This is a genomic window from Pseudogemmobacter sp. TB195 (genome assembly GCF_058313095.1).
The window spans coordinates 51,287-66,137 of the sequence record NZ_JBZEGG010000009.1; the positions used below are offsets into that span (position 1 = coordinate 51,287).

Annotated in this window: 14 protein-coding genes; 9 read left to right on the forward strand and 5 right to left on the reverse strand. The window is 63.8% G+C overall.

What is annotated here, in order from left to right; translation table 11 throughout:
* Window positions 1-192: 192 nt before the first annotated feature.
* On the reverse strand, window positions 193-750 hold the full coding sequence (locus AC4FS3_RS10820) for a TlpA family protein disulfide reductase (RefSeq protein ID WP_491020677.1): 558 nt from the start codon (window positions 748-750) through the stop codon (window positions 193-195).
* A 25-nt stretch (window positions 751-775) separates the two neighbouring features.
* Between AC4FS3_RS10820 and argH the strand changes: the two genes are divergently transcribed.
* The 5 genes from argH (at window position 776) to AC4FS3_RS10845 (ending at window position 6,498) form a co-directional block, all read left to right on the forward strand.
* Entirely contained in the window at window positions 776-2,179 is a 1,404-nt protein-coding gene (gene argH / locus AC4FS3_RS10825; protein WP_491020568.1) for an argininosuccinate lyase, read from the forward strand.
* 27 nt (window positions 2,180-2,206) lie between these two features.
* The gene (locus AC4FS3_RS10830; RefSeq protein WP_283176352.1) at window positions 2,207-2,338 is read left to right on the forward strand and encodes an argininosuccinate lyase; all 132 of its coding nucleotides are present in this window, start codon (window positions 2,207-2,209) and stop codon (window positions 2,336-2,338) included.
* 1 nt (window position 2,339) lies between these two features.
* Window positions 2,340-2,576, forward strand: a complete 237-nt coding sequence (locus tag AC4FS3_RS10835; protein WP_491020569.1) for a hypothetical protein — start codon at window positions 2,340-2,342, stop codon at window positions 2,574-2,576.
* An 88-nt stretch (window positions 2,577-2,664) separates the two neighbouring features.
* Entirely contained in the window at window positions 2,665-3,939 is a 1,275-nt protein-coding gene (gene lysA, locus AC4FS3_RS10840; protein ID WP_491020570.1) for a diaminopimelate decarboxylase, read from the forward strand.
* Window positions 3,940-3,981: 42 nt separating this feature from the next.
* Entirely contained in the window at window positions 3,982-6,498 is a 2,517-nt protein-coding gene (locus tag AC4FS3_RS10845) for a DUF4175 domain-containing protein (RefSeq protein ID WP_491020571.1), read from the forward strand.
* Window positions 6,499-6,593: 95 nt separating this feature from the next.
* Here the strand turns inward: AC4FS3_RS10845 and AC4FS3_RS10850 are convergent, their stop codons facing one another.
* The gene (locus AC4FS3_RS10850) at window positions 6,594-7,595 is read right to left on the reverse strand and encodes a zinc-ribbon domain-containing protein (RefSeq protein WP_491020572.1); all 1,002 of its coding nucleotides are present in this window, start codon (window positions 7,593-7,595) and stop codon (window positions 6,594-6,596) included.
* Between the two features lie 199 nt (window positions 7,596-7,794).
* Between AC4FS3_RS10850 and AC4FS3_RS10855 the strand changes: the two genes are divergently transcribed.
* Genes AC4FS3_RS10855 through AC4FS3_RS10865 form a run of 3 tightly spaced genes read left to right on the forward strand, consistent with a single transcriptional unit; the run spans window position 7,795 to window position 10,141 of the window.
* Window positions 7,795-8,466 carry a cell division ATP-binding protein FtsE gene (locus tag AC4FS3_RS10855; RefSeq protein ID WP_198837932.1) on the forward strand — a complete coding sequence of 224 codons (672 nt, stop codon included), beginning with the start codon at window positions 7,795-7,797 and terminating at the stop codon, window positions 8,464-8,466.
* Window positions 8,467-8,501: 35 nt separating this feature from the next.
* A complete protein-coding gene (locus AC4FS3_RS10860; protein WP_198837962.1) occupies window positions 8,502-9,374 on the forward strand; it encodes a cell division protein FtsX in 873 nt (290 codons plus the stop codon).
* On the forward strand, window positions 9,371-10,141 hold the full coding sequence (locus tag AC4FS3_RS10865; RefSeq protein ID WP_491020573.1) for a lysophospholipid acyltransferase family protein: 771 nt from the start codon (window positions 9,371-9,373) through the stop codon (window positions 10,139-10,141). The genes AC4FS3_RS10860 and AC4FS3_RS10865 overlap by 4 nt, the downstream gene beginning before the upstream one ends.
* Window positions 10,142-10,159: 18 nt before the next feature.
* On the opposite strand, the gene AC4FS3_RS10870 is transcribed toward AC4FS3_RS10865, so the two are convergent.
* The 3 genes from AC4FS3_RS10870 to AC4FS3_RS10880 form a co-directional block, all read right to left on the reverse strand.
* Window positions 10,160-11,161, reverse strand: coding sequence for a Hint domain-containing protein (locus AC4FS3_RS10870; protein WP_491020574.1), 1,002 nt, complete (start codon window positions 11,159-11,161; stop codon window positions 10,160-10,162).
* 182 nt (window positions 11,162-11,343) lie between these two features.
* Window positions 11,344-12,303 (reverse strand): acetyl-CoA carboxylase carboxyltransferase subunit alpha, encoded by a 960-nt coding sequence (locus AC4FS3_RS10875; protein ID WP_198837935.1) that lies wholly within the window; start codon window positions 12,301-12,303, stop codon window positions 11,344-11,346.
* A 446-nt stretch (window positions 12,304-12,749) separates the two neighbouring features.
* A complete protein-coding gene (locus tag AC4FS3_RS10880) occupies window positions 12,750-13,709 on the reverse strand; it encodes an L-malyl-CoA/beta-methylmalyl-CoA lyase (RefSeq protein WP_491020575.1) in 960 nt (319 codons plus the stop codon).
* Window positions 13,710-13,886: 177 nt separating this feature from the next.
* Between AC4FS3_RS10880 and dgcA the strand changes: the two genes are divergently transcribed.
* On the forward strand, window positions 13,887-14,849 hold the full coding sequence (gene dgcA, locus AC4FS3_RS10885) for an N-acetyl-D-Glu racemase DgcA (RefSeq protein WP_491020576.1): 963 nt from the start codon (window positions 13,887-13,889) through the stop codon (window positions 14,847-14,849).
* Window positions 14,850-14,851 lie beyond the last annotated feature (2 nt).

Here is a 14,851-nt window from a genome sequence, read left to right on the forward strand (position 1 = left end):
CCCGAATCTCATGCACCGGACCAGCGCAGTTGGGGGGCGATCGGGGCCGCCCAGGTGTCGCATGGCAATGAACTGTTCGACGCAGGCCGTGCGCGCCGGCAGGTGTCAGGTTGCACGCTCTGACCCCTCTCGGGCTGCGGCGACCTTGACACACAGGCGGCACGGATGCGGGCTCTCTTTTGTCGCCGCGCCCTAGTGGCTGGCCACAAGCGCTGAAAGCACGGATTGCGCAGTCACGCTGTCCCATTCCGCATCACCGATCAGCCGGGCGACCTCCTGGCCTTCCGGGTTCAGGATCACGGTGACCGGCAGGGCCATCACCCCCATCCGGCTCGAAAGCGCAGATTTCGGGTCGCGCAGGGCCGGCAGGCTGGTGATCCCGGCTTCGGCGTAAAAGCGGCTGATCGCGGCGGGCTCATTCCGGCCTGTCGCGACCGGCACGACGGCGATGTCGGGCAGGGCCAGCTGCAGCCGGTTCAGGGATGGCATTTCGGCCCGGCAGGGCGCGCACCAGGTTGCCCAGAAATTCAGAACCACCCATTTGCCGCGGTAATCCTCCAGCGATGCGGGCGTATCGTCGAGCGTGACCAGCTCTGTCGCAGGCAGATCGATCGGGGCGTCATGCAGCTGGAGCTTCTTCATGTCGCCCTCGCGCAGGCTGGCCACGTCGCCCCCCGCACTCTCAGCAAGTGCTGCATTTGCACCAAGCGCCAGCGCGGTATAAAGAGCCGCCAGAAACAGCCGCATCACCAACTCCATCTTTCCGAGGCCCAGCATGTCTACTGAGGACCAGTCCAAAGCCGCAAACCAGATGTGGGGCGGGCGTTTTGCCGAAGGGCCGGATGCGATCATGCAGGCGATCAACGCCTCGATCGGATTCGACAAGCGGCTCTATGCCCAGGACATTGCTGGCTCGCGCGCCCATGCCGCGATGTTGGCGGCCCAGGGCATCCTTACCGATAGCGATGCCGGGGTGATCCGGGAAGGCCTCCTCACCGTCTTGTCAGAAATCGAGGCTGGTAATTTTCCGTTCCGGGTCGAGCTGGAGGATATCCACCTCAATATCGAAAGTCGCCTGACCGAGATCGTGGGCGAGGCGGGCAAGCGTTTGCATACCGGGCGGTCGAGAAATGACCAGGTTGCGGTCGATTTCCGCCTTTGGGTGCGTGATCAGTGCGATGCGGCGATTTCCGGTCTGAGCGCGCTGATGCGCGCCTTTATCGTCCAGGCAGAGCAGGGGGCCGACTGGGTCATGCCGGGCTTTACCCATCTGCAAACTGCGCAGCCGGTGACCTGGGGCCATCACATGATGGCCTATGTCGAGATGTTTGCCCGCGACCGTTCGCGGTTTGAAGATGCGCGCAAACGCATGAATGAAAGCCCGCTGGGGGCAGCTGCACTGGCCGGCACCAGCTTTCCGATTGACCGTCATATGACCGCCGGGGCGCTCGGTTTCGACCGTCCGACCGCGAACAGCCTTGATTCGGTATCAGATCGCGATTTCGCGCTGGAATTCCTGTCCGTGGCCTCGATCACTGCGATGCATCTGTCGCGGTTCGCCGAAGAGCTGGTGATCTGGTCCTCGGCGCAGTTCCGTTTCGTGCGTCTTTCCGACAAATGGACGACCGGCTCGTCGATCATGCCGCAAAAGAAAAACCCCGATGCGGCAGAGCTTCTGCGCGCTAAACTCGGACGTATTCTCGGCGCGACCGTGGCATTGTTCACCATCATGAAGGGCCTTGCCCTGACCTATTCCAAGGATATGCAGGAAGACAAAGAGCAGGTCTTTGACGCGGCTGACAACCTTATGCTGGGCCTTGCGGCCATGACCGGTATGGTCTCGGATATGGCGGCGAACCGCGACAGCCTGACGCTCGCGGCGGCCTCCGGCTTCTCGACCGCGACCGATCTGGCGGACTGGCTGGTCCGCCGCCTGAACCTGCCCTTCCGCGAGGCGCATCACGTCACCGGCACCCTGGTCGGCATGGCGGAAAAAGCGGGGATCGACCTGCCGGATCTGAGCCTTGACCAGATGCAATCCGTTCACCCTGGCATCACGGATGAGGTCTTCACTGTGCTGGGCGTAGAAAATTCGGTCAATTCGCGCGTGTCTTATGGCGGAACCGCGCCGGTCAGGGTGCGCGAACAGATCGCGCGCTGGAAAGCGCTGCTCGCCTGAGCCACGATCGGGAAAAGGGAGTTTCCGATGCGTCTGATTGCGTCTCTCGCAGTGACTGTTCTTCTGGCCGCCTGCGGCGTCGCGGGCGAGCCAAAGCATCCTGACGAAAAGGTCAGCTTTTCGGGCAGCCTGAGGCTCGGCGCGAGCCATAGTTTCTGAGATGATCCGGGCGGGCCTGATCCTTTGCATCATTCTGGCGGGTTGCGCGCCCAGACGCGACCCGCTGGCAGATGGTCAGGTGGTCTATGACCCGACGCTTGGGCTGCATGTGTCGCGGACCGGCACCGTCATTCCTTCCGCTTCGGCCAATCTGGCGGGGGTGACGGTCGGCGCCAGTACCGGCGGCGGTTATGTCGGCACAAGATTCGGGCCGATTCGCCTCAGCACCGGGTTCTGAGCCACCCCCTTCCGGGCCATCGCCGAATTGCGCTCTTGCGGCGCTCTGCTATAGCAAGGCGCGGATGCGGGATGCGAAAGGGCAGGGCATGGATCATTTCCTTTACCAGGGCGGTATTCTTCATGCCGAGGATGTGGCGATCCCCGAGATCGCGGCCGAGGTCGGCACCCCGTTCTATGTCTATTCCACCGCAACCCTGACCCGCCATTTCCGCCTGTTTTCCGAGGCGCTGTCGCCGCTGCCGCATCTGGTGTGTTTCGCGATCAAATCGCTGTCGAATGTCGCGGTGCTCAAGGTGCTGGGCGATCTTGGTGCCGGGATGGATGTGGTCTCGAAAGGGGAATATCTGCGTGCGAAAGCCGCTGGCGTGCCGGGCGAACGCATTGTTTTTTCAGGCGTTGGCAAGACCCGTGACGAGATCCGCACTGCGCTGGAAGGCGGTATCCGCCAGTTCAATGTGGAATCTGAGCCCGAGATGCGGGCGATTTCTGAAATCGCGACTGAACTGGGCAAGCTGGCCCCGATCACCGTTCGCGTGAACCCCGATGTCGACGCGAAAACCCATGCCAAGATCGCAACCGGCAAATCCGAGAACAAATTTGGCATCCCCATCGCCCGCGCGCGCGCGGTCTATGCCGAGGCCGCGAAGCTTCCGGGCCTGAAAGTCGTCGGCATCGACGTGCATATCGGCAGTCAGCTGACCGAGCTCGCGCCGTTTGAGGCCGCTTTCGACAAGGTGGCCGAACTGACCGAAGTGCTGCGCGCGGACGGGCATGAGATCACCCGGCTCGACCTTGGCGGCGGGCTGGGCATTCCTTACACGCGCTCGAATGAGGCGCCGCCTCTGCCGGTCGAATATGGCCAGATGATCCGGCGCAAGCTCGGCCATCTCGGCTGCGAGATCGAGATCGAGCCGGGACGGCTGATTTCCGGCAATTCCGGCATCCTCGTCTCAGAGGTCATCTATGTGAAAAACGGCGAGGGGCGGGATTTCCTGATCCTCGACGCCGCGATGAATGATCTGGTGCGCCCGTCGATGTATGACGCCTGGCACGATATCGTGCCGGTGGTTGAGGGGGCGCCAGGTAATCCGACGCAACCCTTCGACGTGGTCGGCCCGGTCTGCGAGACCGGCGACACTTTCGCGAAAGCGCGCGATCTGCCGCTGCTGAGCGACGGCGATCTGGTCGCCTTCCGGTCTGCGGGGGCCTATGGCGCGGTGATGGCCAGCGAATACAACACCCGCCCGCTGATTCCCGAAGTTCTTGTCAATGGGCATCAATTCGCTGTCATTCGGGAACGCCCTACCTTTGACGAAATCCTCGCGCGCGATAGACTGCCCGCGTGGATGAAGGATCAGTAACCTCCGCGAGACCCTTCGGGGCACGTGGCGAAGGGAGACCGGATGGCAGCGCGACAGGCCCCGTCGAACAGCGACACCGCGACCGCAGCAGCGCTTAACGCGCTGAAATGGCCGCGTCGCCTGACGCTGGCGGGGCTTTGGGCAGAGCGCCTTGCGCGCGCCTTCTGGCCGCTCTGGACCGTGCTTTTGCTGGCGTTTTCGGCGGCGGCTTTCGGGCTGCATGAGGTCGGAACGCTCTTGCAGGTGCAGATCGGGCTGGTGCTGGTGGCCCTTCTGGTGCTGGTCTCGCTGATCTGGGGCTTCCGGAAATTCCGCCGCCCGACTTCGGATGAGGCGCTGATCCGCCTTGATGCGTCGCTGCCCGGGCGCCCCATTGCAACTTTGCGGGACAGCCAGGCGATCGGGGCTGATGATGCGCAATCGTCGGCGGTCTGGCGGGTTCACCTGGCGCGGATGGCGGAAAAGGCGCGTGCGGCCCGCGCGGTGCCGCCGGATCTGCAACTCGCGTCACGTGACCGCTGGTCTTTGCGCTATGTCGCGCTCACGGCGGCGGTGATGGCGGCTCTGTTCGGATCGTTCTGGCGCGCGGCTGAAGTGGTGGCCATTGGCCCCGGCCCCGCCCAGGCCATTCCCTCCGGCCCGGTCTGGGAGGGCTGGGCGCGGCCCCCGGCCTATACCGGCAAGCCGGTGCTTTACCTCAATGACATCACGGCGGGCGAATTCGAGGTGCCGGTTGGCAGCCGCATCCAGATCCGCGTCTATGGTGACAGCGCGGAGGCGCAGATCGAGCAGACCATTGCCCGGGTCGCGCCGCCCGCTCCGGAAGGCGAGGCCGCGAGCGCGATCCCGGAAGGGCTGAAAGGCCTGACAGAGCTGGTGGTCAGCCAGTCTGGCCGCCTTGCCATCGGCGGCCCGGGCGGGCGCGAATGGCAGGTCATCGCCACGCCCGACACCGCGCCCACCATCGCCGTTTCGGGCGAGATGGGCCGCGAGGCGGATGGCCGGTTCAAGCAGGAATTCAAGGCCAGCGACGATTACGGCGTCACCGCCGGGCGTGTCACCATCAGCCTGCAACCGGAAAAGGTCATCCGCCGCTACGGGCTGGAGATCGATCCGGAGCCTGCAGCGCCGGTCACGCTGGACCTGCCGATGCCGATGAAGGGCAACCGGACCGAGATCACCCAGATGCTGGTCGATGATCTTTCGGAACATGTGTTCTCGAATATGCCGGTCAGCATGGTGTTCACCGCGCTTGACGCTGCCGGGAACGAGGGCAGCGCCGCGCCATATGAGGTGACGCTGCCCGGCAAGCGCTTTTTCGATCCGATGGCCAATGCGGTGATCGAGATGCGGCGCGATATTCTTTGGAACCGCGAAAACCTGCCGCGCGCGCTGGAGCTCTTGAAAGCCATTGGCAACCGGCCCGAGGAACTGACGCGTTCGCAGAATGCCGCGAAACGGCTCAGGGTGCTGGTGCGCCAGGCCGATGCGATGGCGCTGCCGCTGACCGATGGGCAGCGTGACGAGGTGGTGAAAGAGCTTTGGCATATCGCCTTCATGTTCGAAGAGGGCGATCTGGGGAATGCTTTCGAGCGGCTGCAGCGCGCCCAGGACCAGCTGGAAGAGGCGATGCGCAATGGCGCGTCACCCGAGGAAATCGACCAGCTGATGAAAGAGATGCAGCAGGCGATGCGCGAATATCTCAAGGAACTGGGCCAGCAGGCGCAGCAGAATGGCGACCGCCAGGATGGAGAGGGCGCCCAGCAGGGTGGCCAGACCATCACCCAGGACCAGTTGCAACAGATGCTCGACGAGATCGAGCGGCTGATGAAAGAGGGCAAAACCGCCGAGGCGATGGCGCTGATGGAAGAGCTGCGCCAGCTGATGGAGAACCTCCAGGTGCAGCAGGGGCAGGGCCAGGGACAGGGCGGTGAAGGCCAGGGCCAGGGCACGATGAAAGACCTTGGCGAGACGCTGAAAGACCAGCAGGGGCTCTCGGATGACGCCTACCGCGACATGCAGCGCGGCCGGAATGGTCAGCCGGGCACCGATCCGGGCGAGCTGGCGGATCGTCAGCGCGAGCTGCGCGACAAGCTCAACGAGATGCAGAACGGCAAGCTGCCGGGCGACGGCTCGGAAAAGGGCGAAGAGGGGCGTGAGCGGCTGGGCGAGGCCGAACGCGCGATGCGCGAGGCCGAAGAGGCGCTGCGTCAGGGTGATCTTGCCGGCGCGCTCGACAAACAGGCCGAAGCGATGGAGCGGCTGCGTCAGGGCATGCGCGATTTCGGCGATGCGCTGGCCGATCTGGAACGCGAACCCGGGGCCGAAGGCGGCACCCAGGAGCCGCGCGACGCCCGCCGTGTTGACCCGAATGCGGTCGATCCGCTGGGGCGCGAGCCGGGCGATTCGGCCCGGATCGGGTCGGACCGCAATATGGTGCAGAACAATCCCGATCAGCGCGCGCAGGAGCTGCTGGACGAGATTCGCCGCCGGTCGGGCGAGGCGGGGCGCCCGGATGCCGAACTCGACTATCTCAAGCGCCTGCTCGATCTGTTCTGACGACCGGCGGCGAAAACCTGCATAGAAAAACCGCGCCGGACACATCGGCGCGGTTTTATTCAGGGTATTGGCCTTGGCGGAAGCGGGATAGGGCCTCAGCCGCCTGTCTGCGGATCGCCAGTCAGGGCCTGAGTCGCATCATCCATCAGCGAATTGAGCCAGTTACGCAGGTTGTCGACAAAGCTCACATAGGCCTGCAATGCGCTTTCCAGCGCCGGCACCGCCACAACGATACGGTCGGAAAAAACATAGAGCAGCGCTGCGATCACCAGCACCAGAATGGCCAGAAGGAAGCCGGTGCGGAAACTGCCCCGGGTCAGATCCGGCAGTGAATCCACCTCGGCTTCGGGATCGAAGCGGTTGTCGTCGGGCTGCAATGTGGAATTGATTTCCTCGACATCGGGCAAGAGATCGCGCCGCGCCGTCGGGCGGGCGGGTTCGGGATCCGGATCGTCGAGATCTTCTCCGCGCAGCATGGCGAGGCGCTTTTGCTGGGCAGTCATTTCCGGCGTTGGCGCGGGTATCGACAGCTCAGGCTGCGATTGCAGCCCGGTATCGGCCTCGGCCCGGCGATTTGTGTTGCGCTGCGCTTCGGCTTTGCGGGCGCTGGCCTCGCGTTCGGCTTCTTCGCGCAGGATTTCCAGCACGGCTTCGTCCAGGTCACGGCGCACCGGCTCTGGCGCAGGGGCCGGGGGGGCGACCGGCGTGGCCGCAGCCTTGCCGGCCAGTGCGGCTTTCAGCGCATCGGTGCCAGTCAGGTCGGCGCTGTGCACGGGTGCTGCGCGTTGTTGCGAGGCCTCCGCCTCCGGCGCATCTGAGATACCCGCGACGACATCGGGCCCTCTTGAAACAGCGGCGGCTTCGTAATTTTTTGCTGATCTTTCATCAGTATTGCCTTCGCCGCCGGAGGTGTCGGCGAAATCAGCACCTGTCAGAGCTTCCGCAAAGGCATCAGCCATACCGTCTGAGACCGACTCAGCCGGCAATTGGAACCAGGCATGGCCGCAATTCGAGCACTGAACGTCGCGCCCGGCCTCCGGGATCGCACTATCCGGCACATCGTATCTGGCGTCACAATTTGGACATGCCAGTAACATGAAAAACCCCGCCCCAAGCTAAGCCCTTTTCTCTTCTAACAATAATCCTGCAATCGTCCAAGACTATGTGTCCCGGACTTGAACAATCCCTGAGAGCCGTGCGAATTAAGTCATGGTTTGTCAGAGTGAGCGCGCATAAAGCTCGGGCGCGCGGTGGTATCGCAGGGGTGTCGCGGAGGCATCGCAGGGGGATCGGGCAGTGATTGCCTTTGAAAGTGCAGCCTATAATTACGGCGGGGGCGAGCTTCTGTCGGATGTGACGCTGAAGCTGGCGCCGGGGTCGTTTCACTTTCTGACCGGCCCCTCGGGGTCGGGCAAGACGACATTCCTCAAGCTTGCCTATGCCGAGCTTCTTCCCACGTCTGGTCATGTCACCCTGTTTGACCGCGAGGTGAAATCGCTGCCGCGTGACGATGTGGCGAACCTGCGCCGGCGGATCGGGGTGGTGCATCAGGATGTGCAGTTTCTCGACCATCTGCCGCTTGCCGCCAATGTGCAATTGCCACTGACGGTGGCGGGGCGGCGCAGCGAAAGCGGCGATCTGGACGAGCTTTTGAAATGGGTCGGCCTGTCGCATCTGGCCGATGCGCTGCCGCCCTCGCTTTCCGGCGGCGAACGCCAACGCGCGGCCCTGGCACGGGCGATCATCATGGGCCCCGATATCATTCTGGCCGATGAGCCCACGGGCAATGTCGACTGGGAAATGTCGCTCAGGCTGCTGACGCTGCTGGTCGAACTGAACCGGATGGGCAAGACGATCCTGATCGCGACCCATGATCTGAACCTGATCCGCCAGGCCAAGAACCAGATCCCGACCCGGGTGCTGCGAATCTCAAAGCGGCGGATTCAGCTGGCGGGGGCAGATCTGTGAAACTGCCCAGACCGATTTCCCGCGCCCTTGCCCTGATGTCGCCGGATGCACGATCTGACCGCGTGGTGCCGCCTTCGGGCCACACCGCCTGGCTGACCTCGTTCACCGCCGCCGCGATGACCTTTCTCTGTGTTTTCGCGATGGCGCTGTCGCTGGCATCAGACCGGCTGGCCGGGCGCTGGTCGGATGCACTGGCGCGGACCTCGACGATCCGCCTTTCGGCGCCCCCCGCGCAGATGGAGCAGCAGACGGCGGCGATCCTGACGCTTTTGGCCGCGACGCCGGGGGTCGAAGCCGCCCGCGCCCTCACCGATGCGGAAAACCGCGCTTTGCTGGAGCCCTGGTTTGGGGCCGAGCTGCCGGTCGAGGAGCTGCCGCTGCCGCGCCTGATCGAGGTGACCGAGGCCGATCCCGGGTATGATGCCGAGGGGCTGCGCCAGAGGCTCAGCGCCGAGGCGCCAGGTGCGGTGCTCGATGACCATACCCGCTGGCGCCGTCCGCTGGCCGAGGCCGCCTCGAAGCTGCGGCTGCTGGGCCTGTTGTCGATCGTGCTGATCGGTACCGCTATGGCCGCAATGGTGACACTGGCGGCAAGTGCCTCGCTTGAGGCCAATGCCCAGGTTGTGCGCGTCTTGCGGCTGGTGGGCGCCCGTGACCAGTATATTGCCCGCGCTTTCGTGCGGCGTTTCACGCTGCGGGCCTTTGCCGGCGCCTGTGCCGGTGCAGTGGCCGGGGTGATCGGCATGCTGTTCCTGCCTGGCGCCGATACTGCCGGCGCCTTCCTGACCGGTCTTGGCTTTACCGGCGCCGGCTGGCTTTTGCCCTTTATCCTGCCGCCGCTGGTCGGGCTCGTGGCCTTTTTCTCGACCCGCTATGCCGCCCTGCGCAAGCTGAGGGAATTCAGATGATCGTGTTTCGCTGGCTGTTGTCGCTGATTTTCGTGATCCAGATGTATGTCATGCTGGCCGTGGTCGCGGTGCTCTTCGCACCCTGGGCGCTGATGTCGCGTGACGGCGCCTTTGCCGCCTGCCATTTCTACGCCCGCTGGGTGATCGCCTCGGTGCGGATCCTGTGCGGCCTGCGCACCGAGATCCGTGGTGAAGTGCCGCAGGATGAGGTGATCGTCGCTGCAAAACATCAGAGCTTTTTCGACATTCTTGTGATTTTCGGCACGTTGCCGCGCCCGAAATTCATCATGAAACGCGAGCTGATTTATACGCCTTTCCTCGGGCAATATGCGCTCAGGATCGGCTGTATCCCGGTTGATCGCGGCCGGCGTGGTGCGGCGATCGCGAAGATGAAAGCGGATGTGGCGAAGGGAAGCGCGGATCCGGGGCAGCTGGTGATCTACCCGCAGGGCACCCGCGTCGCGCCGGGGGTGATCAAGCCATATAAAGCCGGATCCGGCCTGCTTTATCAACAGCTTGGCCAGCCCTGTGTGCCAGTGGCAACCAATGTTGGGGTCTTCTGGCCAAAGCGCAGCATCCTGCGCAAACCGGGCGTTGCGGTGATTGAATTCCTGCCACGCATCGCGCCGGGGCTCCCCCTTCCCGAGTTTCTTGCGCGTATCGAGGGCGAGATCGAAAGCAATTCCAACAGGCTGATGGCCGAGGCCGGTTTTCGCCTGACGCCGGTCTCGCCGCCCTCAGCGCCACCTTCTGCGCCGCAGGACTGACCCCGAAAGCGCGCCCGTTCAGTTCGCGAGAACCGAGGCCAGCTTGCGGCGAATGACCTGACGCGCAGCGATGACCGGCGTGGTATTCAATTCGGGGAACAATGCGAGGACCTCGTCGCGCGCGGCGCGGTCCAGCCCGTTCAGCGAATGGTCGCCAGGATGGAAACTCTCGCTCGGGCACCCTTCGGCGAGGACGATCTCGTGACCCTCAAAGAGGAAATGCACATAGGTCACATCCTCATCGGCGGTGGTCTGGCGAATGGTATCGCCATTCACCAGCGAGATCGCCGGCACCAGCACTTCCGATTCCGCGAACCAAAGCTCGGCCTTCCAGCCCGAGACCATCATCCGGTGCTGCGGCGAAACCGCAAGCCGCCGCTCCGGCAGACCCTTGCCCAGCGAACCGGGCTCGAACACGACCGGGCGCAGGCTTTCATCGACAATCTGGTCTTCCATCGAGACCCTGCGCGCCCCTGTCCAGATCACCGGCAGCGCATCGCCCTCGGCATTGAAGACCAGGTCACCGGGGCGCAGATCCTCGACGGGGCGTTGGCCATCAGGTGTCGCGATCAGCGTCCCGGCCACAAAACAGACCAGCATCGAGATGTCATCAATGATCGCGCCGTAGCTGTTGTTCACCCCAAGCTCGGTAAAGCTGACGCGGTAATCTCCGGCGCTCGGGAAGTCGATATTGAGACTGTAATGTTCCCAGCTCTGACCCTGGGGATAGATCGATTTCGTAAAGATGACCTTGCCGTTTGAGTCGACAATATCGACGCGGAAGCCTTCCTTGTTGGCGAGCGGCTGGCCCTCGCGCAGCGCGGTGCGGAATTCCAGCGGGACGGAGCCGGCATGGTCGATATGCACCACCTGATACATCACCGTGATCTGGTTGCTGGCGCCATCCATCTCGGCAACACGGTTCGGCGACCCGTTCCCGAGATAGGTGCCCTCATTGTAACCGGTCTCCAGATCGGTGCCGGACCAGCCGGTGCTGCCCTGATCAAAGGTTCCGTTCACAATGAGATTCGTTACTGGCACAATCAGACCCTTCCGGAGCGTTCTGATCGAATTTTCATAAAGAGTGAGGTATTAATATGGGTCACATGTGGCAAAACCTGGTCGCCGGCATTTCCGGACGACCAAGGGCCACCTGATCAGCAGGTGCAGTTCTGGTGGAGAGGGGCGCGGCGGGCCTGTGCTCAGGCCGCCAGGCCGCGAGATCCCATGTCGAGGAATTTCTGCCGGCGGTCTTTGCGCAGGGCTGCCGGCTTTTTGTCGGTCAGTTCTGCCAGCATCGCGGCAATCGCCTTGCCAACCGCATCGACCGCCTCCGAGGGCGCGCGCTGCGCGCCGCCGACCGGCTCTTTGATGATGCGGTCCACAATGCCGAGCTTTTGCAGATCCTGGGCGGTCAGGCGCAGTGCTTCGGCCGCTTCGCGCATCTTCTCGGCATCCTTCCACAGGATCGAGGCGCAGCCTTCCGGCGAGATGACCGAATAGACCGAATGCTCGAGCATTGCGACGCGATTCGCGGTCGCAAAGGCTACGGCGCCGCCCGAGCCACCCTCACCGATGATCACCGAGATCAGCGGAACGCCGAGCGAGAGACATTTCTCGGTCGAACGCGCAATGGCCTCGGACTGGCCGCGCTCTTCCGCGCCCTTGCCCGGATAGGCGCCGGGCGTGTCGACAAGCGTGACCACCGGCAGGCTGAAGCGGTCGGCAAGATCCATAAGCCGGATCGCCTTGCGATAGCCTTCGGGGCGGGCCATGCCGAAATTATGTTCGATCCGGGTCTTGGTATCATGGCCCTTTTCATGCCCGATCACCATCACCGGCCGGTCATTGAACCGCGCAATACCGCCCATGACTGCATGGTCGTCGGCAAAGGCCCGATCCCCGGCGAGCGGGGTATATTCGGTAAAGAGCGCGTCGATATAGGACTGGCAATGCGGCCGGTCCGGGTGGCGCGCCACCTGGCATTTCTGCCAGGCAGAGAGATTCTTGTAGAGATCGCGCAAAGCGGTCTCGGCCTTGCGGTCAAGCGCTTCGGCTTCCCGCGTGACATCCATCGCCGAGTCCTTCCGGGCAAGCGCCCGCAATTCCTCGGCTTTGCCTTCGATCTCGGCCAGGGGCTTTTCGAAATCGAGATAGATCATGCGCTGGACCCTTATTCTGATCGCCTCCTATATGGAGGGGGCGGGCGCAAAGTGCAACTGACGCCGCGCGTGGCAGGCCGAGAAGCAGAGGGGGCCAGCCCCCTCGCGGCTGTGCCGCTCACCCCCGGGATATTTAAGGACAGATGAAAAGGCGAAGAGAGCATGCCGATTTCATCTGTCCTTAAATATCCCCGCCGGAGGCTTCCGCAGCCTGCCAGAGGCGCGGCGCCAAAAATGGGGCGCCAAAAACGGGGCGCCAAAAACGGGGCGCCGGAAATGGCAACACCCCGCAGCTTTCGCCACGGGGTGCGCTTCCTCCCATTTGCCGCGCAGGGCCTCCTCTCCCTGTGGTCGCGGCGCGGGTGTTCATTTCCAATCCGCCTCAGGGACGGGCCTGGATGAGGTGATGTTGCACATTGTAAAAGCAGTGTGTCAACGGATTCTCTTCACGTCCCGGCAATGATTTCGGTCTGCCGAACGATCACTTCGGCCTGGCGCATTGAGGCGATGTCGATCAGCCGGCCTTTGTAAGTCGCGGCGCCCTGGCCTGCAGCTTTGGCGGTCTCCATCGCAGTGAGGATCTCGCGCGCCTCGGTTACGGCGGCCTCGGATGGCGTGAAAACCTCATTGGCGAGCGCCACCTGTTTCGGGTGGATCGCCCATTTCCCAACCATCCCCAGAGTGGCCGAACGCAGAGCCTGAGCGCGGAACCCCTCATCATCCGAGAAGTCGCCGAAGGGACCATCGACCGGCAACACACCATGCGTGCGGCAGGCGGCGACGATGGCGGCCTGGGCCCAATGCCAGGGGTCGGACCAGTATTTCGCACCCTCGCGATGCATATAGTAGTTTTCCTGGGTGCCGCCGATGCCGGTGGTCTGCATCCCCATCGAGGCCGCGAAATCGGCGGCGCCGAGGCTCATGGCCTGCAGGCGGGGGGAAGAGGCTGCGATTTCTTCGACATGGGCGATGCCGGCGGCGGTTTCGATAATCACTTCAAAGCTGATCGGCTTTTTGCGGCCCTTGGCGCGTTCAACTGCGGTGACCAGCGCGTCCACCGCATAGACATCGGCGGCGCAACCGACCTTCGGGATCATGATCTGATCCAGCCGCGCGCCCGCCTGTTCCAGCAACTCGACGACATCGCGATACCACCAGGGCGTGTCCAGCCCGTTGATTCTGACCGAGAGCGTCTTTTTCCCCCAGTCGATGGTATTCACCGCCTCGATGATATTCTGCCGCGCCTGATCCTTGTCCTGCGGCGCCACCGAATCCTCGAGATCAAGGTTGATCACATCCGCCGCCGAGGCCGCCATCTTCTCAAACAGCGCCGGCCGTGAGCCCGGACCAAAAAGCTGGCAGCGATTGGGACGGGCGGGGGCGGGGGGCTGGAGGCGAAAGCTCATGGGCGCATCCTTTGGCAATCATATTACGTTATGCTTGATGGTTTGGTTATAATGTTGCTTTTGCGCTTGCAAGGAGAATTTGCGTGCGCAGAAAACCCATGCCGCAAAGCGGCGCAGTTTTTCACTTGCCCTTTTCCGGCGGCGCGGAAAGTGTCGCCGGGACAGGAGACCCCCGCGATGCTCACCGCCACGACCGCCCGTTTTCGCCTCGCGCAGGTGTTCACCATCAGCCGTGGCTCGAAAACCGAGGCCCAGGTGGTAACGGTCCAGGTGACGCGGGGGGGCGCCACCGGGCAGGGTGAATGCGTGCCCTATGCGCGCTATGGCGAAAGCCTCGACTCGGTGCTGGCTGAGATTGCGGACCTGCCGCCCGGAATCACGCGGGCCGGGCTGCAACAGGCGCTGCCGGCGGGGGCTGCGCGCAATGCGGTGGACTCTGCGCTCTGGGATCTGGAGGCGAAGGCCTCCGGGCGCCGGGCCTGGGAGCTGGCGGGACTGCCGGAGCCCTCCCCGGTGACGACGGCCTTCACGCTTTCGCTGGCGGAGCCCGCCGCGATGGAGGCTGCGGCGCGGGCGGCGTCAGACCGGCCGGTGCTCAAGATCAAGCTCGGCACGGCTGATGACATGCCCCGGCTTGAGGCGGTGCGGCGCGGTGCACCCGCAGCAAAGCTGATCATCGACGCGAATGAGGGCTGGACGCCGGAGGTCTATCAGGATCTTGCGCCGCGTCTCGTGGAAATGGGGGTCGTGCTGGTCGAACAGCCGCTCCCGGCGGGGCAGGATGAGGCGCTGGCGGAAATGGCGCGCCCGCTGCCGGTCTGTGCCGATGAAAGCTGCCATGACCGCGAAAGCCTGGCCGCGCTGCGAGGCCGCTATGATGTGATCAATATCAAGCTCGACAAAACCGGCGGGCTGACCGAGGCGCTGGCCTTGCGCGCAGCGGCGCAGGCGCAGGGCTTTGGCATTATGGTTGGCTGTATGGTCGGATCCTCGCTTGCGATGGCGCCCGCGGTGTTGCTGGCGCAGGGCGCGGCTTATGTAGACCTTGACGGGCCGCTTTTGCTGGCAGAAGACCGGCCCCACCCGCTGCGTTACGATCTGTCGCAGCTTCATCCGCCCGAACGCCAACTCTGGGGATAGTC